Origin of the sequence: Glycomyces sp. NRRL B-16210, from assembly GCF_000719515.1 — a bacterium.
In the GTDB taxonomy this organism is placed as follows: Bacteria; Actinomycetota; Actinomycetes; order Mycobacteriales; family Micromonosporaceae; genus Glycomyces.
The window spans coordinates 153,733-174,259 of the sequence record NZ_JOGR01000002.1 but is presented as its reverse complement, the minus strand read 5'-3'; the positions used below and the strand labels follow the sequence as shown (position 1 = coordinate 174,259).

Genomic DNA, 20,527 nt, shown 5'->3' with positions numbered 1-20,527 from the left:
CAGTTCCCCCTCGGACCCCGCCAGTACATCGATTCCGGAAAATCGCGGACTCCGGATCGCGGCGCCTCCGAACGCGCCCGGGCAACGGCTGAGCCCCCGACCATGCACGTTTGAACTGGGACGATACCGCATCGGGTTCGGTCGGCGCCGCTCCATCGTCACACTGAATTCGCTCGGCGGCCATCGTCGGTCCCTTTACGGGGCCGGCTCGATATGGTATCGATACCAACCGTAGGCGACGCACCCCCGCTCGCCGACGAGACGGAAGGCTCGAGCCATGCGAAGAGAAACGGGGCCGCCTGTCGGCGTCCTCCAACGACTGTCGATCGGCCTGGCGCTCGCCGGCCTGATCTCGTTCGCGTTCGTCGCGGACGGATCGCGCCCGGCCGCGGCCGAACCGCCCCCGCGCGACTACGTCGACCTGGTAAACCCCTGGGTCGAATCGGACCTCAGCAGGTTCTTCTTCTTCCAGTCGGCCAGCCAGCCGTTCGGGTTCGTCAAGCTCCGCCCCGACACGAGCACGCACCACCCGCGCGGCACCGGCTACCACTGGAGCGAGAACGACGTCAAAGGCTTCAGCCACATCCACGACTGGCAGATCTCCGGCGTCCAGGTGATGCCCACGACCGGGACCGACGTCCCGAAGCTGGAGGGCGACACCGGCTGGCAGTCGCACGTCGACCACACCGACGGCGAGATCGCCCAACCCGGCTACCACCGGCTCGAACTGGACCGGTACGGCATCACCGCCGAGCTCACCGCCACCGAGCGGGTCGGCCTGCACCGCTACACCTACGACGAGGCGGGCCCGAGCGAGATCATCGTCAACCTCGCCGGGCAGCTCGGTGAGGCGGTCATGGAGAACGCCCACGTCACCAAGGTCGGCGACAGCGGGATCGAGGGCTACGTCGTCCAGCACGGCGACCGGTCGATCCACCCCTCCACGAAGCTGTACTTCACCGTCGACTTCGACCGGCCCTTCGACTCCCTGCACGGCTGGTCCGAAGGGTCGCTGGTGGACGGCGGCGCCGCGGTCGAAGAGGTCTCGGGCGAGGACATGGGCGTGTACGTCCGCTACGACGACCTCGCCGAGGGCGAGCAGATCCAGATGAAGGTCGGCCTGTCGCTCACCGGCGTCGACGGCGCGCGCCGGAACGTCCAGGCCGAACTGCCCGGCTGGGACTTCGACGCGACCAAAGCGGCCTCGCAGCAGGTGTGGAACGAGATGCTCGGCAGGATCGACGTGCAAGGCGGCAGCGAGCGCCAGCAGGTGAAGTTCTACACCGACCTGTTCCACGTCCTGTGCGGACGCAGCGCCGTCAGCGATGCCGACGGCAAGTACCTGGACGCCACCTGGGGCGCCGAGCGGATCGGGCAGATCCCGCTCGACGACCAGGGCCGCCCGGAGTTCGCGATGTACAACTACGACGCGCTGTGGCTCACCCAGTGGAACCTGAACACGGTGCTCGGCCTGGCCTACCCGGAGGTCTACTCCAGCCTGGTGCGCTCGCAGTTGCAGATGTACGAGGACGGCGGGCTGCTCCCCCGCGGGCCCGTCGCCGGGGACGACTCCCTGATCATGACCGGCGCGCCGGTGACCTCGTTCATCGCCGGCGCCTACAACAAGGGCATCCGCGACTTCGACGTCGATCTGGCCTTCGAGGCCATGCTGGACGCGCAGTCGCTCGGCGGGCTGTTCGACAAGGGCTCGCAGGCGTACGGCACCTGGGGCAACGGCGGCGCCCGCGAGTACCTCGACCTCGGCTACGCGCCGAACGCCGCGGGCCAGACCCTCGAATACGCCTACCAGGACTGGACACTGGCGCAGCTCGCTGGTGAACTCGACGCGACCGGCGTCAACGCCGCGCAGTTCGCCGAGGTCACGGTCTCCAGCCAGCTCGACGACACGGCATCGGCAGGCGAGCGGGCCGTCGACGGGCGCCCGAGCCGGGCCCCCGGTGCGACCGACTGGCGGTCGGCGGGCGAGACGGACCCGTGGATTCAACTGTCCTGGGACGAGCCGCGCACGATCGACAAGGTCGTGCTGAGCGACCGCGCGAGCGCGGATTCCAACGCGGGCAGGGGGATGCTCGTCTTCAGCGACGGGACCCGCAGGCCGGTCGCGCGGATCCCCGCCGACGGCGGCGAGCGCGTGATCGAGTTCCGGCCCAAGGAGGTCGAGTGGGTGCGCTTCGAGGTGACCGGCGGCAGCGGCACCGACGTCGGGCTCAACGAGTTCGAGGTGTGGGACGACACCGACGTGCACGACTACCTGATGGAGCGGTCGGGCAACTGGCGCAACGTGTTCGACCACGACACGGGCTTCAGCCGCCCCCGCGACGCGGACGGCAAATGGAAGGACCCGTTCGACCCGCTCTCCATGAGCGGCTTCGTCCAGGCCTCCTCCTGGCAGTCGACCTGGTTCACCGTGCACGACGTGATGGGCCTGGCCAACGAGCTCGGGGGTACGCAGGCGTACGCCGACAAGCTCAATTACGCGTTCGAGCAGGCCGAGGACGAGAACTTCATCGCCGAGTACGACGGCGGGTACGTCAGCTACGGCAACCAGCCGGGCCTGGAGATGGCGCACCTGTTCAACTACGTCGGCAAGCCCTGGCTGACCCAGTACTGGATGCGGCAGGTCAACGAGAAGACGTACGGCTCGATCGCGACCGACGACGGCTACGGCCACCACGACGAGGACCAGGGCCAGATGGGCGCGATGAGCGCGCTGATGTCCATGGGGCTGTTCGAGGTGACCGGCGGCGGGCACTCGTCGCCGGTGTACGACCTCACCTCGCCGGTGTTCGACGAGATCACGATCGAGCTGCACCCGGACTACTACGAGGGCGACCGGTTCCGGATCGTCACCCACGGCAACTCGGACGAGGCCATGTACATCCAGCGGGCCGAGCTCGACGGCGAGGCCTGGGACGCGTCGTGGTTCCGCCATGAGCAGTTGACCGACGGCGGCACGCTCGAACTGTGGATGGGCGAACAGCCCAATGAGGACTGGGGCGTGGACGTGCTGCCCCCGTCCGAGTCCGAGCCGGCGGTGGCCGCGGCGACCTTCGTCGACGACAGCCCCCGCGTCGATCCGGGAGGCGCCGCGACGGCGGCACTGCGGTTCGAGAACCGCGGCGACGAGCCGCTGGCGATCGAGTGGAACGCGCCCGGACTCGATGCGCTCCAGGTGACACCGGATTCGGGCACGGTCGAGGTGGCCCCAGGTGAGACGGCCGACGCGGAGGTCACGATCCAGGCGGCGGAGGACGCCGAAGGCACCCACCGGCTCGCGATCGACGCACGCACGACGCAGGGAACGGCGCTGTCCGATGCCATCGCGTACGTGCAGGTGGCCCCGGCGGTGTCGCTCGCGTCGGCTCCCGACGCGTTCACACTCTTGGAGGACACGCCGGCGAACATCCGGGTCACCTTGGGCAACAACGACACCGACCGCGCCAACAGCACCGAGGTCGGCCTGGGAGTCCCCGACGGCTGGGTGGTCGAACCGGAGGCGCGGCAGATCGAACTGGGCGCCGGCGAGACCTTCGGCGTCGACTTCACCGTGACGCCGCCGATCGGCGCTTCGGGCACCGAGCAGCTCGACTTGAGCGTCGATTGGGACGGCGGCGGTCTCGCCCATGCGATCGAGGCGACGGTCGGCGCCGAGGTCGCGCTCGTGGGGGCGATCGACACGAACGCCGCGGAGTTCGCGCTGGCGCCGCGCAGCTACGGCGACTACCCGGATCGGTTCTCGGAAGGCGTGGACTTCACCGTCGGTGAGGACGACCCCGCGGCGGACTGGAGCTACATCCATCCGGGGCCGAACGACTCGTGGGCCTCGGGCGCGTCGAGCGACTTCACCCTGCGGTTCACGCTGGACGAGGTGCCGGCCGAGGGGCTGACCCTCACCGCCTGGCTGCTCGACACCCACCAGTCCGCGCCGCCGTCGATCGCGATCGCCCTCAACGGCCACGATCCGACGACCGTCGAGACGGCCCGAGGCGGCGGCGACGGCTACCGCTGGGAGAGCGGCTCCTCGGCGGCGGACGGCATCCGGCCGTCGCAGTTCGAGGTCGTGCTCCCCGCCGATCAGCTGACCGCGGGCGAGAACACCGTCACCCTCGCCAACACGGGAGGCTCCTGGCTCGTCTACGACGCCATCGGCATCCGCGAATGAAGTGAGGCCCCGCCCGCGAATGCGGGCGGGGCCTTCTGGTCTAGTTGCGCCGGGGCGCGGTGGCCAGTGCGATGGAACCGTAGTTGTCGAAGGCCTGGTCGATCTCGATCTCGTCGAGGCCGTAGCGCCTGGCAGCGTAGTCGTGCTTGCGGGCGCGCGAGGGGCGGGCGAGGATCGCGTCGAGCCCGGCCGCGTCGCGGTCCGTCCACTTTGCACCGATGAGCTTGTACAGCTCGGGGACGCTCGTGTGCGGGGTGGCGGTGAGCCAGTCGTAGGGCACGTCGACCAGGCGGCCCGGGGCGATCTGCGTGCGGGCGTCGCGGCCGCGGCCGACCAGGCGCTGGAGCATCTCCAGGCACATCCGCCCGATCGCGTCGGGGTCGACGCTGCGCAGGTGGAGGCGGTGGGAGGTCTCGACCAGCGAGCAGATCGAGCCCATGACGGTGGCAGGCTCGCGGTGCATCCACACGATAGTGGCCTTCGGGAACTCCTTGAGCAGCTCCGGCAGGTGGGCGAGGTGGATGGGGTTCTTCAGCACCCAGCGGCGGCGCGGCCGTCCATGTTGGAGGACCTGGAGGACCTGCTTGAGGTAGGTGTAGTCGCCGCTGGCGTCGCGTTCGTTCTCCCAGGCCTTGTACTCGGGCATGAGCGCGCGGGCCTGGTGCTGCGGCCCGTGGAAGAACAGGAACGCGGTCTCGTCGGCCTTGCGGGCGGCCTGCGGGTGGATGTCGACCATCTCGGGGATGAGCAGGCGGATGACCTTCTGGCCGCGCTCGACGCCGTTGATGATCCGCTCGGACTCGGCCTCCGGCAGGGGCAGCTCGGGATGCAGCAGCTCCCAGAGCTTCGTGCCGCGGTGGCCGTCGGCGGCGGCCAAGAGGTTGTGCACCAAGGTGGTCGCGGTGCGGGGCAGGCCGACGACGACCACCGGGTCCGACACGTCCTCGGCGGCGAGTTCGGGGTGCTCGGCGTGCAGGCGCTGGACGCGGACCCAGTTGGTAAGCCGGTTCTGGAGGTCGGTGCGGACCGAGGCCCAGCCGATGGGCGAAAGCGACTCGGCGGCGGCGAACTGCTCGACCAGGAAGGCGAAGTCGCGCATGATCTCGCTGTCCGGGTCGGGCCGCTCGCCTTGGCCGTCCCGGGCGGCGCGGTCGAGCATCTGGTGCACGACCGCCTCGGGATCGCGGGGGCCGCTCTTGCCGTACATCGTAGGGGCGCTACAGAAGTTGATGACTTTCAGCAGTGGGGAGGGCATCGTCAGTCTCCAGGATGCGTGGGGGATGGCGGGGTGGCGAGGGAGGCGCGCAGGGAGCGCAGTCCGCGGCGCAGCAGGTACAGGCCGCCGAAGAGCGCGACCAGGGCGAGGAAGCCGAGCAGGCAGACCGAGACGATGTCGAATCCGCTGCCGCCCAGGGAGACGGCGAGAAAACCGAGCCAACCGGCGGCGATCAGGGAAAGCACAGATGGACCGATGTGGACGAGGGCCGAGAGGCTGACGGTGACGGCGAAGAGGAGTCGCTCCACGTCAGGCCCTCGAAGAGGATCGCGGCAGAAACCCAGCCCCACACCGAACGAGAGACAGCGCCTCAATACCCTTGGGGCACAGAGGGACTGATCCACCCATATCGACTCCGTCAACGAGTGCCGCCGGCATCCGCGCTCCGATCACGTTGGCGCCGTGACCCGTCGCGTCCCCCACTCACGTCGAGCCCTTACGGTAACCAGTTCTACCCGGACCGTGGCCACCGCGGCCCACCGGGGTCCCCAATGGCGTAGCAATCACGCAATACCCCAGCACAACCCAGGAAAACTCCCAAACCCACCGACACCACCGCTCCCAACCGCCAATACCAGCCCCGCAAACCCCAACCCGCCGCAACGCGGCAAGATCTACCGAGGCTCGTCGCCCCAACGCGAGAGAGAACGGCGCTCGAGCGTGTCATCCCGCCTGCTGATGCATTCTTGAAACGCTTATCGATCTCGGAAGCACGCATCCCATTTCTTCGGCGTATGCCATTCAAAGCGACCCGCTTCAAATCCGATCGATTCCCTCACGGCCGGACACGCGAGCCAGAGACGACCCCCTGGCTCCTACCCGCCAGCGACCCAGTCACAATTTCGAAATCGCTCGATATGCGACATTACGAAACCGACCATCTTTTCAATCTCATGAAGCAATCAGGCTAACTCACACCTTCATGAATCACCGATTTTGACCCCGAAACCGATCAACCCATGAAAAGTCGTCCCATTCATAATCAATATCATCACGACGACGCGAGTACTCTTCAAAATAATCGCTCCATCGGCGCGGCGTATGCCATACCAACGCACCGGAATCTTCAGATTCGAGCTCCCTGACAGTGGAGAGCCAAGGCCATTCTCGGATAAACATGCGAGAGTTTCGATATTCTTGACGCATCAGTCGCACAAGAAACTCGGTGAACCCGCAATCAAACTCCCGCCACGAACGATTGTACAGAACCACAGTCCAATCATCAGGATCAGAGTTCCTCGCATCCCAAAGATAGAGCGTGCCATTTGTATCAGTACCCCAAGGAAATAGCCCTCCGGCCTCGGGGTAAATCGGAAGCCATGGGCGAGGGCCAGTCGCATTATCTTCTGAATCGAGTACGTTTTCTCTGCCCTGCGCAGTCGCACGGGCAAGATCAATGCCCTCCAATGTTGCACCAACCGACGCAGGTGTTGGCAAGGGGCGCAATTTCGAAAGCCAGTTCCACACAATCATTTCATTGCAAATCTCAAGGGTTTCGTACTGACTCGCCCACTGTAGGTAGTCACTTGGCAATTGAATGCCCAGAGATTCACTTAGAGTTCTGTCGCGAACGGGATCCACCTGAATTTCAGGAACCCCGATCAGCCTACACAACTGGTCCGTATAGTTCATCTCCGAAACCTAGCACGCGCTACGCCAGGGCCGTTCTTTAGTAGCATATGATTCAGCAGGTCAATCTCGTCTGGTGCCTTGTCAGCGGCGGCTTGGGCAGTTCCGATCGGGAGCGTCAGCAGCGCAGTCAGATCAATTCTGAGCGGAATTGGGACCGCCGGGGGCGGTGGGACTCCGGGAATCCAGGGAATCCAGGGAATCCATGGCAGATTCCAATCCGTGGCATTGTTTCCAATTCCATTGCTTCGCCCGGTTCCTCCGCCTGCTCTGGCACTGCCGCCGTTGCCATACGATGAAGAGGAACTATTGGCACTGTTACGCGTCTGCTTGGACGAGGTATTCTTAGTTCTCTTGTCATTTGAATTCCAGAAGCTCTGCACGACGTTCCCGACCTTCCCGCCGGCAGTCTTAGCAGCCGTATTGCATCTTCCTCGGGCACATCCGGATACGGCGACACCCGCTCCGTATCCTGCAAGTCCCACTGCTATTTGCGGGGCGAACAGTCCTACCGCGACCCAGTCCCAACCGCTCGGAGCATGCCCGCTCGGGTCCAGAAGGTTGAGTGGGGAGGCGTTGGCGTAGAGGTAGCGGTTGGCCTGTGCTAGCGGGCTGGGGGCGAGTTGCCAGGTGTCTCGGCTGGTGAAGGTCGCCGTGGCGGGGTTGTACCAGCGCGCGTGCGCGTTGACTTCGCCGGTGACCGGGTCGGTGTAGCCGCCTTGGAATCCGGTGGTGCTCACAGTCGTGTCGGGCAGGGGGCTGCTGAAGGGGTCGAATCCTCCTCCTGTGATGACATCCCCGGTGTCGGGGTTGACCAGAGCGACGCGGTCGCCGTGGGTGTTGGTCCAGGACATGAGTTCGTGCTCGGGATGTCGGCGCCGCACGGCGGATTGACCTTGTATCGATACTTGTCTATAGTTTGAACTAGGTTGCGTTCGATATCCTGCTCGAAAATTACGAATATTCTCGAGATGGTGATCGATAACAGCCGGTGCTTCGAGACGAAGGGCTCCAGTGATCTCGTCAAGGCAGACACCGCGGCAGACCGGTCGACAGCGCGCACCACCGCGTTCGACGGCGAGCCCTCACCACGGCACCCGACCACGCCACGACCTCGGCCAGCGGTCGTGCGGCATCCCCACCACTTTGTGCGACAGCACGTTCCCTCCGAAGGCGTCGGCCACCGGGCTGTGCTCGGGACTTCGACGGTTCGGATTACCGGCAACCCACCTGATATGAAGGCCGAGGCCATGACAGCACCTCGAAACCACTCCACTCGCACCGTCAAGCGGCGGTCCATGCTCGCCCTGGGCGCCTCCCTTCCCGTCGCCGCCGCGGCGGTGGCGACCCGGGAGGCGTTCGCGCAGACGCCCTCCCCCGCGCAGGCGGGCGTGGTCGTCGACCCGTCCGCGGTCCGCCAGACCATCCAGGGGTTCGGCGGCATGAACCACACCGTCTGGATCGACGACCTGACCGCCGCGCAACGGGAGACGGCGTTCGGCAACGGCGCGGGCCAACTCGGCTTCACCGTCCTGCGCATCCCCGTCCACGAGGACCGCGCGAACTGGACCCGCGAGGTCGCCACCGCGCAGCGCGCCAGCGAGCTCGGGGCGAAGGTCATCGCCTCGCCCTGGAACCCGCCCGCCTCGATGATCGAGAACTTCTCCGGCGGCCGCCGGCTGCGGTACGACCAGTACGCCGCCTACGCCCAGCACCTCAACGACTTCACCGACTTCATGGCCGACAACGGCGTGAACCTGTACGCCATCTCGGTGCAGAACGAACCCGACTACGCCGAGGAGTGGACCGCCTGGACGGCCACCGAGATCACCCGGTTCCTGCGCGAGAACGCCGGCTCCCTCGGCACGAGGGTCATCGCCCCTGAGTCGTTCCAGTACCGCAAGAACCTCTCGGACCCGATCCTCAACGACCCGCAGGCACTGGCCAACATGGACATCCTCGGCGCGCACCTGTACGGCACGCAGCACGCCGACTTCCCCTACCCGCTCTTCCAGCAGAACGGCACGGGCAAGGAACTGTGGATGACCGAGGTCTACCACCCCAACAGCAGCGACTCGGCGGACCTGTGGCCGCAGGCGCTCGACGTGGGCGAGCACGTCCACCGCGCGCTCGTCGACGGCGGGTTCCAGACCTACATCTGGTGGTACCTCCGCCGCTACTACGGCCCCATGCTCGAGAACGGGCAGATCAGCAAGCGCGGCGCCAACATGGCGCACTTCGCCAAGTTCGTCCGCCCCGGAGACCAGCGGGTGGACGCGACCGCCAACCCCCAGTCGAACGTCTACGTCTCGGCGTACAAGAACGCCGACGCGCAGATCACCGTCGTCGCGGTCAACAAGAACAACTCGGCGGTGAGCCTGCCGTTCACGTTGAGCGGCACCGATGCCGCGGCCGTCTCCTGGTGGCTGACCGACGCGAGCCGGAACCTCGCGGCCCAGAGCGACCTCGCAGTGTCGAACGGCGCGTTCACGGCTCAGCTTCCGGCCCAGAGCATCTCGACCTTCGTGACCACTGGGGACGGTGACGGCGGCGGTGATGACGACGGCGGCGCCGGCGGTTGCCGGGGCCGCATCGAGGTGGTCGGCGACTGGGGCGGGAGCTGGCAGGGCAGCGTCGTCCTCAGCGCCGGCGCCCAGGCCCTCAACGGCTGGAACGTGAGTTGGAACTGGCCCGGCGGCCAGCAGATCAGCAGCCTGTGGAACGCCGACTGGGCGCAGTCGGGTTCGGCGGTGACCGCCTCGGACGTGGGCTGGAACGGGCAGATCCAGGCGGGTCAAGAGCGCGAGGTCTTCGGCTTCATCGCCTCCGGACCGGCGGTCGCGTTCGAATTCGACTGCTGAGCAGCGGGAACGGGCCGGACCCGGGTCCGGCCCGTTCCTTGTTCAGGGGTCAACCGTTCGGCGTCGCCTCCGCGGCGGTCAGCAGGGCGCAGACCGCGAAGAGCACCACGAAGACCAGTTGCGCGACCTGCCCCGCGAGCGTCCACTTCGCCATGAGGTTGTTGCCGTGGCGAAGCGAGACGATCTCCGCGACCCGCAGTTTCGCCACCAGGTTCCGGGCGTCGATGTGGTCGTCGCCCCAGTGCTCGCCGAGCATGAGCGCGAGCGTGGACCCGTCGGCGACGCGGTATCGGTAGGCCCGTCCGGCCCAGATGCCGAAGGCCACGGCGGCTACCAATGCGGCCAGTGCGAGGACGTATCCGACCCTGAGCCAACCGGGGACCGCGACGGGCTCCGAGAACTGGATGAAGACGGCGATGCCGCTCATGAGCGTCAGGAGCACGGCCGAGGAGGTGACGAGCCATTGCGAGCGGCCTTGCAGGTTGTCGCGGCGGCGGTGCTCCTCGGCGAGTTCGGCGGCGACGTACTCGGTGTACGCCTCGCCTTGGCGCGGGTCGCTCATTCCGGTCGCCTCGCGCGCGAAGCCCTTGGGCGCCTTCTCGGTTCCAGCGGCAGCGGCGGCTGCTCGCGGCCGGTGCCGCGCACTTCCTCGGTCCTCAGCCAGGACGAGTCGGGCGGCGGCTTCGGGCCGTGCTCGGAATCGGGCGAATCGGCCTGGGGTTCAGGTCCCTCAGCGTTGCTGGACATCCGCCAATCGTAGTCGCGAGGTTCTAGTCTGTACGGAACTCCGGCCTCCGAACGGTTCCCTCCCAATCCATCACCCCGAAGGGCTCGCATGTCGCCTCACGAGTTCGCACAGCGGCTCGAATCGATGCTCGGGATCAGTGCCGACGGCGATGCGGAGTCGCGCCTGGACGCGCTGCGCGAGCGCGCGATCGCGTCGCGCGACCCGGGCGTGTTGGACCTCGTGGCCTCGCTGTTCCGCAGCCTCGTCTCGCAGCCCGAGGGCGCCCGCATCGAGGATCTGGCGTCGTTGGCCGAGATCCTCTGGGCGCGAGCCGAAATCGTGCGCGACATCAATGACCTGCACGAGATGGTCGCGGTCGGCCGGGCCTGGCTCGCAGGCGCGCCGGATTCGCATCCCGACCGAGCGTTCCGCCTGTGGCGGCTCGGGACCGCCGAATTCGGGCGCTCGGTCATGCTCGGCGAACCGGCCCGCCTCGACCAGGCGATCGACTGCTGCCGGGCCGCCGTCGCCGCCGCATCCGGCGACGATCCGCATCGCCGGACCTACATCGCCGACCTCGCCCTCGGTCTACAGCAGCGCGCCAACGCGACTGGTCGCATCGAGGACCTTCATGCCGCCGTGGACGGCTGGAAGGCGGCTGTGGCGGCCACTCCGGCCGATCACGAGGACCACGGGTCCAATCGGTTCAACCTCGGATCGATGCACTGGCAGCGGTTCGAAGCGACGGGGGAAGCGCCCGACCTCGACGCGGCCGTAGCATCGTGGCGTGCGGCCCTCGACCGGTTCCCGGTCGGGCACCGGTACCACGGCACGGTGGCACCGCTGCTGGCCGAGGCGCTCCGGGTCAGGGCGGATCGCAGCGGTGCGGTCGCGGACGCGGACGAGGCCGTTCGCGTCGTCAAAGGGCTCATTGACAGTGGCGGGTCCGAAGAGGACGCGGGGAGACTTCAGGCCGCCCTCGGCAACGCGCTTCTGAGCCGGTACACCGTCACCGGGAGCATCGCGGACCTCGAACAGGCCGTCGCGGCCGGTCGAAGCGCCTTCGACGGGACGGCGCCGTCATCGCCGTTCTTCTGCCAGCGGGCTTCCAACCTCTCCCGGGCCCTGGTGGCGCTGTTCCAGCGGACCTCGCGGTTCGAGGACATCGCGGAGGCGGCCGACCTCGCCCTGGTCTCCTTGCGCACCATCCCGGTCGGCATGGTCAACCGCGGACCGGTCCTGTCGAACGCCGGGAACGCGCTGCGCGAACTCGCCGAGCGCACCGGCGAACTCGCGGACCTCGAAACGGCGGCGGACCTGTTCCGCAGCGCTATCGAAGCGTTCCCGCCCGGCGACCACCAGCGGGCGGCGGTGCACTCCAACCTGGCGACCACTCTGCTCCAGCGCGCTGAGCGCACCGGCGAACTGGAGCAGATCGACGAGGCGGTGGCGGTGGCGCGGGGAGCGTTCCTGGAAGCGGCCGAAGGCAGTCCGCTCAAGGTCGGTCTCCTCGCCAATCTCGCCGCCGTGTTCCGGGCCCGATACCAGCTCACCGGCGACGCGCGCGACCTGGACGAAGCCCTCGACGCCGCCGACGAGGCGCTGACCCGAACGCCCGCATCGCATCCGGGCCGGGCGGCTCGCGCGAGCACGCTGACCGCCGTGCTCGTCAACAGGTATCGGCGGTTCGGGGAGCGCGAGGCGCTCGACGAGGCCGTCCTCGTCGGACGCGAAGCGCTCGACCTGGCCCCCGCCGAGCACGTGCACCGCCCACTACGGTGCACCTATCTCGCCGGAGCGCACCTCGACCGGTACTTGAGCGCCGACCCTGCCGGACGCGACCTCGCCGATCTGGAGGCGGCCGTGTCGCTGGCACGCGAGGCGGTGACCGCGACGGGCGAAGGCGATCCCCTCCGCCCGGTCGCGCTCGCCAACCTCGCGGAGATGCTCCATCGGCGATTCACCGAATCGTCCGATAGGGACGACCTGCTTGAGGCGATAGCGTTGGCGCGCCATGCGCTCGCGAGCACGCCTGAGGACAGCCCGAACCGCACCAACATGCACTGGGTCCTCGCCAAGGCCCTCGGCGACCTGTCCGGCGCGAGCGGCGACGAGGCGTCCGACTCGGCGGCCGTCGCGAACTTCGCCGCCGCCGCAGCCGTCCCGACCGGGCCCGTGTCACTGCGCGTCCGGGCCGCCCACCTCGCGGCCAGAACCCTGATGCTCCAAGGCGAGTCGGCCTCCGCGCGAGCGCTGCCGCTGCTGCGGGCGGCGGTGGGGCTCCTGCCGAGGCTGGCGCGGCACGGCCTCGATCGCGGCGATCGGCGGCACCTGCTCGAAGCGGAGGCCGGAGCACTGGCCGCGGACGCGGCCGCGTGCGCGATCGCCGCCGGTGATCCGGAGGAGGCCGTGCGGCTGCTGGAACAGGGCCGGGGCCTGTTGTGGGGTCAGCTGCTCGATCTGCGCACGGAGCCGGACCAACTGCGCGAGGCCCACCCGGACCTCGCCGCCGAGTTGGCAACGTACCTCGCGGTGCTCGACCCGATCGGTGCCGAAGGCCCGTCGAACCTCGTCGCCGAACCGCTGCGGCATCAGAGCCGGGCCGCCCACCGCCTCGACGACCTGCTGGCGCGCATCCGGGCCCTGCCGCCGACCGAGCGGTTCCCGGACCCGGCGGCGTTCATGGGCCCGCCGCGCCTCGCGAGCCTCATGCCGCCGCCGGGAACCGGACCGGTCGTGATCCTCAACGCGAGCCGGTGGCGCTGCGACGCACTGGTGTTGTCGCCCGACGTGATCGAGGTCGTGCCGCTGCGGTTCACGCAGGCCGAACTCGCCGCGGAGACGAATCGGTACCTGAACGCGTTGCAGCGCAACACCGGTCCAAAGCGCGATCCGGAGTTGGAAGCCGAGGCCAACCGGGTCCTGGAGTGGCTGTGGGACAACGTCACCGAACCGGTGCTTGGCCATCTCGGCTTCGGCCCCAGAAAATCGGGACTCCCCCGGATCTGGTGGTGCCCCACCGGTGCGCTGACGCTGCTGCCGATCCACGCCGCCGGATACCACGGCCGCGACGACGGCAGTGCCGTCCTCGATCGCGCCGTCTCCTCCTATGCGCCGACGCTCCGCGCGCTGGCGCACGCGCGCTCGCGGGCCGTGCCGCAGGACCCGGACCCCGCTCCGCTGCTGGTGTCGATCGCCGAGACCCCGGGTCCGTTCGCAAGACTGCCCGGCGTCGCGAAGGAGCGGCGCATGTTCACGGAGCTGTTCGGGGCCGAGATCACCTCGCTGTCCGAGGGAGCGGCGACCCGCGAGGCGATCATCGCGGGGCTCAGCGCTCATTCGATGGCGCACATCGCCTCGCACGGCGTCCAGGATCTGCGATGGCCCGCCGAAGGCGGGCTCGTGCCCTTCGACTGGGAGACCGCCGGACTGGTCCGCGTGGACGACCTCGCGCAGATCGCTCCGGGGCCGCGGGGCCTGGCGTTCCTGTCGGCCTGCCAGACCGCCACCGGCGGGGCGGTCAACCTCGACGAGGCAATGAACGTCGCGGCCGCCATGCAGTACACCGGCTGGACGCACGTGATCGGAACACTGTGGACGGTCTTCGACGGCGCCGCCTCGTTCGTGGCCGAGCGCTTCTACCGCGGGGTGCTCCAGGACGGCCGAGTCGACTTGTCCGCCAGCGCCTTCGCGCTGCACAAGGCCGTTCGCGCGCTCCGGGCCGAGGCGCCGCGCGACGCCGCCTACTGGGCCCGGTTCGTGCATCTCGGTCCATGAAGGACCGGTTCGGGCCGCGGCCCGAACCGGTCGGGTCAGCCGTCGAGGAGTTCTTGGCCGTGCTCGACGACCGCGCGCATCTCCTCCTGCCAGGAGTACATCTCGGTCTCCACCGACTCGTAGTAGTCGCGGTTGACCTCGGTCCAGGTCGTCTCGGCCGCTTCGCGCAGCCCGGAGTCGTCGGCGCATTCGGCGAGGTCGACGGCCATCGCGATCTCGAGTTCGCGCAGCGACGCGAAGTCGGAGGGGAGGTTCGAGGGCGGGTCGGGGAACGAGCCGCCGTCGCCGCCCGGGTAGTCGCCGCCGGAGTAGATCTGCCCCCAGTAGTCGAAGAGGTCGAGGCCGCCGCGGTCCTCGAAGTCCCAGCCGCCGTGGCCGCGGTCGGCCACGCAGGACAGGAAGTCCTCCTCTTCTGCGGCGACCTGTTGGCGGAAGTCGGCGACGAGGAGGTCCTGGACCTGTTCGATGGCGGCCTCGACCGAGTAGAGGGAGGACACGTCGGCGAGCGGGACCGCGGGGCGGTAGGCCCATTCCACGTAGCCGTCGACGCTGTCGGCGCTGCCGCCTTCGGTCTCGACGAGGTGCGGTTCGCCGTACAGGGCCTCGATCATCGCCGAGCGGCAGCCGCCGGGCGGGGGCTGCTCGGAGATGTCCTCCTCGATCACGATCGCGCCGTCCTCATCGTCGGGGCGGTTCTCTTCGGGCGCTTCGAAGCCGAAGTACTCGCCGTAGAGCCAGCGCGCGTGGTCGCGGCCGAGGAAGTCGACGTACCAGGAGTACCGGTCCTCGGGGCTCAGGGCCTCGAAGTCGGCGGCGTCGACCTCGTCCCAGGTGTCCTGTGGGGTCGAGGACCATGCGGCGTCCTCGTACTCGCGCCACGCGTCGGGGTCGGCCCCCTCCTCGTAGACCCACAGGCCGAAGCCCCATTCGGCGGCGAGGTCGCGCTCGGGCAGCGATCGGGCGTGCGGGTGCTCGTCCGCGACCGCGGTGAGCTCGGCGGGTTCCCAGGTCATGAACTCGCGCGGGTCGTGGACGGTGTGGCCGCGGTCTTCGAGGCAGCGCTCGATGAGCCGGTACTCGATCGCGGCCGCCTCGGCTTCGAGCACGCGGCTCTCGTTGAGCATCTGGACGATCGCGTCGCGCTCGCCCGGCGCGTCGTCCTCGCCGCCGCAGGCGGTCATGGCGAGCGCCAGCGCGGCGACGCCGGCGACTCCGTGCAACCGTCGCATGCTTCTCGTTCCTCCGGTGAGTGGGCCATGGACGAGGTACATACGCGGTAGTGCGCGCGTTCGGTTGCACGCGGAGACCCCGCATTCCTGCGTCGAGACGGGACGATGTCGTTCCCAGGTAGGAGGCCCGCGGTACTCCGGCAGGAGGCGGGCGCGCCCCGGGCTTCATAGGCTGTCCTCAATGCACCGGCCCTTCCTTCGGGCCGATCCTCCTCGACCCCAGGGGCTTCCATGACCGCCGAACCCGCACGACTCCCCGACCGGCCGCCGCCGGCGCCCGTCACCCGCTCGCAGCGCTCCCTCGCGCCCGACCTCGCCCGCGGCGCGATGCTCCTGTTCATCGCCCTCGCCAACGTCGCCGCGTATCTCTCTGGCCGCCCCGGCGACGCCTACGGGCACATCGCCGACGCCTCGACCGCCGATCGCGTCGCGCACTTCCTGGTGCAGTTGCTCATGGCCGAGCGGTCGCGGCCGATGTTCGCGATCCTCTACGGCTTCGGCATCGCCGCGATGGCCGCCCGCATGTTCGCCCGCGACTTCGACGCGGCGGCCGTCCGCAGGGTGCTGCGGCGCCGGAGCTGGTGGCTGGTCCTGTTCGGGCTGCTCCACGCGATGCTCCTGTTCTACGGCGACATCCTCGCGGCCTACGGCGCCACCGGGCTGATCGCGCTCGGCCTGGTGCACCTGTCGCGGCGCGCGCTGCTGCGCTGGTTCTGGGGCACGCTCGCGTTCGTCCTGGTCGCGGGGGCGCCGCTGCTCGCCTACTTCATCTCGGTCGGGTTCGGCTCGGCCGGAGTCGAGTCCATGCCGTCGGGGACCCAGTCGAACTACCTGCTCGACATGCTCGTCGGCGCGGGGTTCTCCGTCGCGTCCGTCCTGCTCTCGACGTTGACGCTGATGTTCCTGCCGCTGGTGATCGCGGGCATGCTGGTGCAGCGTTCGGGTTGGCTCGACCGCCCGGAGCGCCATCTTCCGGTGCTGCGCCGGGTGTTCGTCTCGGGGATGGTCGTGAACGTCGCCAGCGCGCTGCCGATCTCGCTCGTGGCCTTGGGCGCTTGGCATCCTGGCGGGACGTGGGCGTTCGTCGCCGCCTATCTGACGCTCACCGGCGGCATGTACGCCGGCCTCGGGTACATCTGCGGTTTCGCGCTGCTCGCGCACCGCTGGCGCCCGCGCGGGCGGCGCGGCGTGCCCGGGATGCTCGCCGCGCTCGGTGAACGCTCGCTCACCGGCTATCTGGGCCAGTCGATCGTCATGGCCCCGTTGCTGTCGCTGTGGGGCTTCGCGCTCGGTGACGGCCTGGGGTATCTGGCCGGGTACGGCATCGCGCTGGGGGCGTGGGCGCTGACGGTCGCGTTCGCGGTGCTGCTGGAGTGGACCGGCCGCCGCGGGCCCTTCGAGGTGCTGCTGCGGCGCCTCACGTACGGGCGCGCGAGCCGTTCGTCCTGAGGCCGTTGGCGTTCGGGCCTGTCAGCGGGCCGTGCGGGTGCGGCGCGCGGCGACGTAGCGGCGGATCTTCTCGGTGGTGCCGCAGTCGTCCATGCTGCACCAGCGGCGGCTGCGGTTCTTGCTCTCGTCGTAGAAGAGGAACCGGCAGCCGCCGCAGCCTTTGATCCGGTCGAGCGTGCCGGTGGTGAGGAGTTCGACCGCGGCGTGGACGACCTGGCGCACCGGCCGGTCGAGCGTGCGGTCCTCGCGCCAGGTCCACGCGAACGCGCCTTCGCGGTCGAGGCGGGCGTGGGCGAGCGCGTCGGCTTCGTCGTCTCGCAGCCGGGCGAGTGCGTCGGCGCTCGGGTCCCGGCCGGCGGCCAGCGCCCGGAAGAGGTCGTCGAGGTGGTCGCGGGTGCGCAGCGCCCGCGCGAAGGCGTCACCGGCGGCCTGCGGGTCGCGTTCGGCGGTTCGGCGCAACGCCGCCGCCTCGGTCTGGTCGAGCGCGCCCGCGTAGGCGCTCCAGGCGATGAGCGCGGGTGAGCCGGTGAGCGCGTCGTCGTCGGGCGGCCCCTCGGGCGGGCCGGCACGGGAGTTGAGGAAGTCCAGGGCGAGGTTGCCTCCGACCAGGCGCATCCGCTCGACGTTCAAGAATGATTCCATCAAAACCGAATTTACCAGTTGACCTGACGGGACGCCCTTGCTAGCGTGTTGCCGTCATAACTGTTTTAGAGGGAAACATCGGAGGCTCGGATGCGTCGGAGGCGGGCGGTAGGGGCGCTGGCCGGCCTGTCCGGCGGGACGTTCCTGTACACCGTCGCCGAAGCGCTGCCGATCGGGCTGCTGCTGCCGATGGCCGCGGACCTGGAGGTCTCGCCGTCGCAGGTGGGCATGCTCGTCACCGTCTACGGCGCGGTGGTCATGGTCGCCTCGGTCCCGCTGACAGCCATGGTCCGGCGCGTCCCCCGCCGCCTGCTGCTCTCGCTGCTGCTGGCCGGATTCGTCGTCGGCAACGCGATCACGGCGTTCGCGGCGACGTTCACGCTGGTGCTCGCAGCGAGAATGGCGACCGCGGCGACCCATGCGCTGTTCTGGGCGGTGGTGGTGCCCGCCGCGGCCGAGCTGTTCCGCCCCGGGCTGCGCGGGCGGGTCGTCGCGGTCGTGTTCGCCGGGGGCACCGTGGCCCTGGCCCTGGGCGTGCCCGCGGGCACGTGGCTGGGCGAGCGGGCCGGATGGAAGGCCTCGTTCCTCGCCGTCGCCGGGATCGGCGCGATCGTGCTCCTCGCGGTGGCCGCGCTGCTGCCCTCGACCCGGCCCGACCAGGGGCACGCCTCCCGGGGCGAGACGCCCGACGCCCGCCGCTTCTGGCTGCTGGTGGCGGTGGCCGTGCTGGCGACCGCCGGCGCGATCGCCGCCTACGCCTACGTCGCGCTGTTCGTGACCGAGGTCGGCGGGTTCGCCGCCTCGTCGGTCGGGGCGATCCTGCTGGCGCGCGGCCTGGCGAGCGTGCTCGGCATCCTCGCGATCGGGGCGGTCGTGGACCGGAGTCCCTGGTCGGCCCTGGTCGGGACGGTCGCGTTGCAGACGGCGGCGCTGTTCGGCCTGTACGCGGCCGGGCGGCACCCGGCGGCCTCGGTCGTCCTGATCGCCTTGGCCGGGCTGGCGTTCGCGGCGTTCACCGCCTCGCTCGGCGGCCTGGTGCTCCAGGTGGCGCCCGGGCGGGCCGACCTGGCCGCGGCCGCGGTCTCGGCGGCCGTCAACGTCGGCATCACCTTCGGCGCGCTCGTCGGCGGCCTCGCGCTGCCCGTCCACGGCGTCCGCAGCACGACGCTCATCGGCGCACTGCTGGGCGTCCTCGCCTTGGCGGCGGCGCTCGGCGAACGACTCCTCCCCCGCGTCGCATCGAAAGGACCGCATCTTGGCACCGAATCCCGTGATCCCCGGGTTCCACCCCGATCCGAGCGTCTGCCGAGCGGGTGATGACTACTTCCTCGCCTGCTCCAGCTTCGAGTACTTCCCGGGCGCGCCGATCTTCCACAGCCGCGACCTGCACTCGTGGCGCCTGATCGGCAACGCCCTCGACCGGCCCTCGCAGCTGCGGCTGGCCGACGCGCCGTCCTCCGGCGGGATGTACGCGCCTACCCTGCGCCACCACGACGGCCGGTTCTGGCTGATCACCACCAACGTCTCCGACCGCGGCCACTTCATCGTCACCGCCGACGACCCCGCCGGGCCGTGGTCCGAACCCGTGGTCGTCGACGGCGTGCCCGGCGTCGACCCCGACCTGGCCTGGGACGAGAACGGGGACTGCTGGTGCACCTTCGCGACCTTCGGCGCCGACGCCGGCGAGGTCGCCCAGGTGCGCCTCGACCCCGAGACCGGGCGGCTGCTCGGCGAGCCGCGCCGGATCTGGTCGGGCACGGGACTCGCCTCACCCGAGGCGCCGCACCTGTACCGGATCGACGGGCAGTGGTACCTGATGATCGCCGAGGGCGGCACCTCCCGCGGCCACGCCGTGTCGGTCGCGCGCGGCCCGGCCGCCACCGGGCCGTTCGAGGCGTGCCCGGCGAACCCGGTCCTGAGCCACCGCAGCACCGACTCCCCCGTCCAGAGCACCGGCCACGGCGATCTGGTCCAGGCCCCCGACGGCTCCTGGCGGATGCTCCTGCTCGGCGTCCGCCCGCGCGGCGGGTTCCCCGGCTTCCACGTGCTCGGCCGCGAGACCTTCCTCACCACAGTGGAGTGGACGGACGGGTGGCCGCGGCCCGCACCGGTCACGATCGACGCGAAAGCCGAAGTGCGGGAACGGGACGACTTCGACGGCCCGGTCCTGGAACCGCAGTGGATCTCCGTTCGCGACCGCCCGCCGGGCTCGCACTCCTTGACCGAACGGCCCGGCTGGCTCACCCTGCGCGGCGAGGGCGCGTCGCTCGACGACCCTCGGCCGACCTTCACCGGCCGGCGCCAGGAGCACCCCGACTGCCGCGTGCGGGTGCGCCTCGACCCCGGCGGCGGCACCGGCGGCCTGGCCGTCCGCCTCGACGAACGCCACCACTACCGCATCGAGGTCGCCGGCGGCGAGGTCCGCTGCATCGCCCGCATCGGGCCCCTCTCGCAGACGCTCGCGACCCGCCGGGTCGGCACCGGCGTCGTCGAACTGGGCATCGACATCGACGCCGCCCCGGTGCCGAGCGAGGTCGGCGCTCCGCCCGACCGGATCCGGCTGGGCCTCCCGGAGAGCTACCGGTTCAACCCGCTCGCCGACCTCGACGGCCGCTATCTGTCCAGTGAGGTCGCCGGAGGCTTCACCGGCCGGGTCATCGGCGTCTACGCGACCGAGGGCACGATCGCCGTCGACCGGTTCGACTACGAAGGGCGGCACTGAAACCGGGCTGGACTTAGCGACCGGCGGGGAGT

At 69.6% G+C, this 20,527-nt stretch carries 13 protein-coding genes; 6 read left to right on the top strand and 7 right to left on the bottom strand.

The annotated features are described in order from the left end of the window. Nucleotides 1–277 precede the first annotated feature (277 nt). Nucleotides 278–4,183 (top strand): glycoside hydrolase domain-containing protein, encoded by a 3,906-nt coding sequence (locus IF12_RS22605; RefSeq protein ID WP_051703920.1) that lies wholly within the window; start codon nt 278–280, stop codon nt 4,181–4,183. 40 nt (nt 4,184–4,223) lie between these two features. Here IF12_RS22605 and IF12_RS0103485 read toward each other — a convergent pair whose 3' ends face one another. The 4 genes from IF12_RS0103485 to IF12_RS27125 form a co-directional block, all read right to left on the bottom strand. After that, on the bottom strand, nt 4,224–5,438 hold the full coding sequence (locus tag IF12_RS0103485) for a sulfotransferase (RefSeq protein WP_030154591.1): 1,215 nt from the start codon (nt 5,436–5,438) through the stop codon (nt 4,224–4,226). A 2-nt stretch (nt 5,439–5,440) separates the two neighbouring features. Next, nucleotides 5,441–5,707, bottom strand: coding sequence for a hypothetical protein (locus IF12_RS0103480; RefSeq protein WP_030154589.1), 267 nt, complete (start codon nt 5,705–5,707; stop codon nt 5,441–5,443). A 679-nt stretch (nt 5,708–6,386) separates the two neighbouring features. Continuing rightward, a complete protein-coding gene (locus IF12_RS25445; protein WP_133884250.1) occupies nt 6,387–7,091 on the bottom strand; it encodes a hypothetical protein in 705 nt (234 codons plus the stop codon). Beyond that, nucleotides 7,088–7,942, bottom strand: a complete 855-nt coding sequence (locus IF12_RS27125) for an RHS repeat-associated core domain-containing protein (RefSeq protein ID WP_081913109.1) — start codon at nt 7,940–7,942, stop codon at nt 7,088–7,090. Before IF12_RS27125 ends, IF12_RS25445 begins: the two co-directional genes overlap by 4 nt. A 396-nt stretch (nt 7,943–8,338) precedes the next feature. Between IF12_RS27125 and IF12_RS0103475 the strand changes: the two genes are divergently transcribed. Beyond that, nucleotides 8,339–9,949, top strand: coding sequence for a cellulose binding domain-containing protein (locus IF12_RS0103475; protein WP_081913163.1), 1,611 nt, complete (start codon nt 8,339–8,341; stop codon nt 9,947–9,949). 49 nt (nt 9,950–9,998) lie between these two features. On the opposite strand, the gene IF12_RS0103470 is transcribed toward IF12_RS0103475, so the two are convergent. Further along, a complete protein-coding gene (locus IF12_RS0103470; RefSeq protein WP_030154584.1) occupies nt 9,999–10,511 on the bottom strand; it encodes a hypothetical protein in 513 nt (170 codons plus the stop codon). A gap of 273 nt (nt 10,512–10,784) precedes the next feature. Between IF12_RS0103470 and IF12_RS0103465 the strand changes: the two genes are divergently transcribed. Beyond that, nucleotides 10,785–14,453, top strand: a complete 3,669-nt coding sequence (locus IF12_RS0103465) for a CHAT domain-containing protein (protein ID WP_030154582.1) — start codon at nt 10,785–10,787, stop codon at nt 14,451–14,453. A 35-nt stretch (nt 14,454–14,488) separates the two neighbouring features. On the opposite strand, the gene IF12_RS0103460 is transcribed toward IF12_RS0103465, so the two are convergent. Beyond that, the gene (locus IF12_RS0103460; RefSeq protein ID WP_133884249.1) at nt 14,489–15,682 is read right to left on the bottom strand and encodes a hypothetical protein; all 1,194 of its coding nucleotides are present in this window, start codon (nt 15,680–15,682) and stop codon (nt 14,489–14,491) included. A gap of 231 nt (nt 15,683–15,913) precedes the next feature. Here IF12_RS0103460 and IF12_RS0103455 point away from each other — a divergent pair, with 231 nt between their 5' ends. After that, nucleotides 15,914–17,131 carry a DUF418 domain-containing protein gene (locus IF12_RS0103455; protein WP_051703918.1) on the top strand — a complete coding sequence of 406 codons (1,218 nt, stop codon included), beginning with the start codon at nt 15,914–15,916 and terminating at the stop codon, nt 17,129–17,131. A gap of 21 nt (nt 17,132–17,152) precedes the next feature. On the opposite strand, the gene IF12_RS0103450 is transcribed toward IF12_RS0103455, so the two are convergent. Next, nucleotides 17,153–17,773, bottom strand: coding sequence for an ABATE domain-containing protein (locus IF12_RS0103450; RefSeq protein ID WP_081913108.1), 621 nt, complete (start codon nt 17,771–17,773; stop codon nt 17,153–17,155). A 90-nt stretch (nt 17,774–17,863) separates the two neighbouring features. Here IF12_RS0103450 and IF12_RS0103445 point away from each other — a divergent pair, with 90 nt between their 5' ends. Both IF12_RS0103445 and IF12_RS0103440 read left to right on the top strand, forming a co-directional pair. Next, nucleotides 17,864–19,090: an MFS transporter gene (locus tag IF12_RS0103445; protein WP_051703916.1), complete on the top strand. Its 1,227-nt coding sequence runs from the start codon at nt 17,864–17,866 to the stop codon at nt 19,088–19,090. Continuing rightward, entirely contained in the window at nt 19,029–20,495 is a 1,467-nt protein-coding gene (locus IF12_RS0103440; protein ID WP_197034586.1) for a glycoside hydrolase family 43 protein, read from the top strand. Before IF12_RS0103445 ends, IF12_RS0103440 begins: the two co-directional genes overlap by 62 nt. The last annotated feature ends 32 nt before the right edge of the window (nt 20,496–20,527 follow it).

Excerpts from the sequence above, each read along its gene's own strand:
- IF12_RS22605 (WP_051703920.1), top strand. The coding sequence starts at position 278 with ATGCGAAGAGAAACGGGGCCGCCTGTCGGCGTCCTCCAACGACTGTCG.
- IF12_RS0103485 (WP_030154591.1), bottom strand. The coding sequence starts at position 5,438 with ATGCCCTCCCCACTGCTGAAAGTCATCAACTTCTGTAGCGCCCCTACG.
- IF12_RS25445 (WP_133884250.1), bottom strand. The coding sequence starts at position 7,091 with ATGAACTATACGGACCAGTTGTGTAGGCTGATCGGGGTTCCTGAAATT.
- IF12_RS27125 (WP_081913109.1), bottom strand. The coding sequence starts at position 7,942 with ATGTCCTGGACCAACACCCACGGCGACCGCGTCGCTCTGGTCAACCCC.
- IF12_RS0103475 (WP_081913163.1), top strand. The coding sequence starts at position 8,339 with ATGACAGCACCTCGAAACCACTCCACTCGCACCGTCAAGCGGCGGTCC.
- IF12_RS0103470 (WP_030154584.1), bottom strand. The coding sequence starts at position 10,511 with ATGAGCGACCCGCGCCAAGGCGAGGCGTACACCGAGTACGTCGCCGCC.
- IF12_RS0103465 (WP_030154582.1), top strand. The coding sequence starts at position 10,785 with ATGTCGCCTCACGAGTTCGCACAGCGGCTCGAATCGATGCTCGGGATC.
- IF12_RS0103460 (WP_133884249.1), bottom strand. The coding sequence starts at position 15,682 with ATGCGACGGTTGCACGGAGTCGCCGGCGTCGCCGCGCTGGCGCTCGCC.
- IF12_RS0103455 (WP_051703918.1), top strand. The coding sequence starts at position 15,914 with ATGACCGCCGAACCCGCACGACTCCCCGACCGGCCGCCGCCGGCGCCC.
- IF12_RS0103450 (WP_081913108.1), bottom strand. The coding sequence starts at position 17,773 with ATGGAATCATTCTTGAACGTCGAGCGGATGCGCCTGGTCGGAGGCAAC.
- IF12_RS0103445 (WP_051703916.1), top strand. The coding sequence starts at position 17,864 with ATGCGTCGGAGGCGGGCGGTAGGGGCGCTGGCCGGCCTGTCCGGCGGG.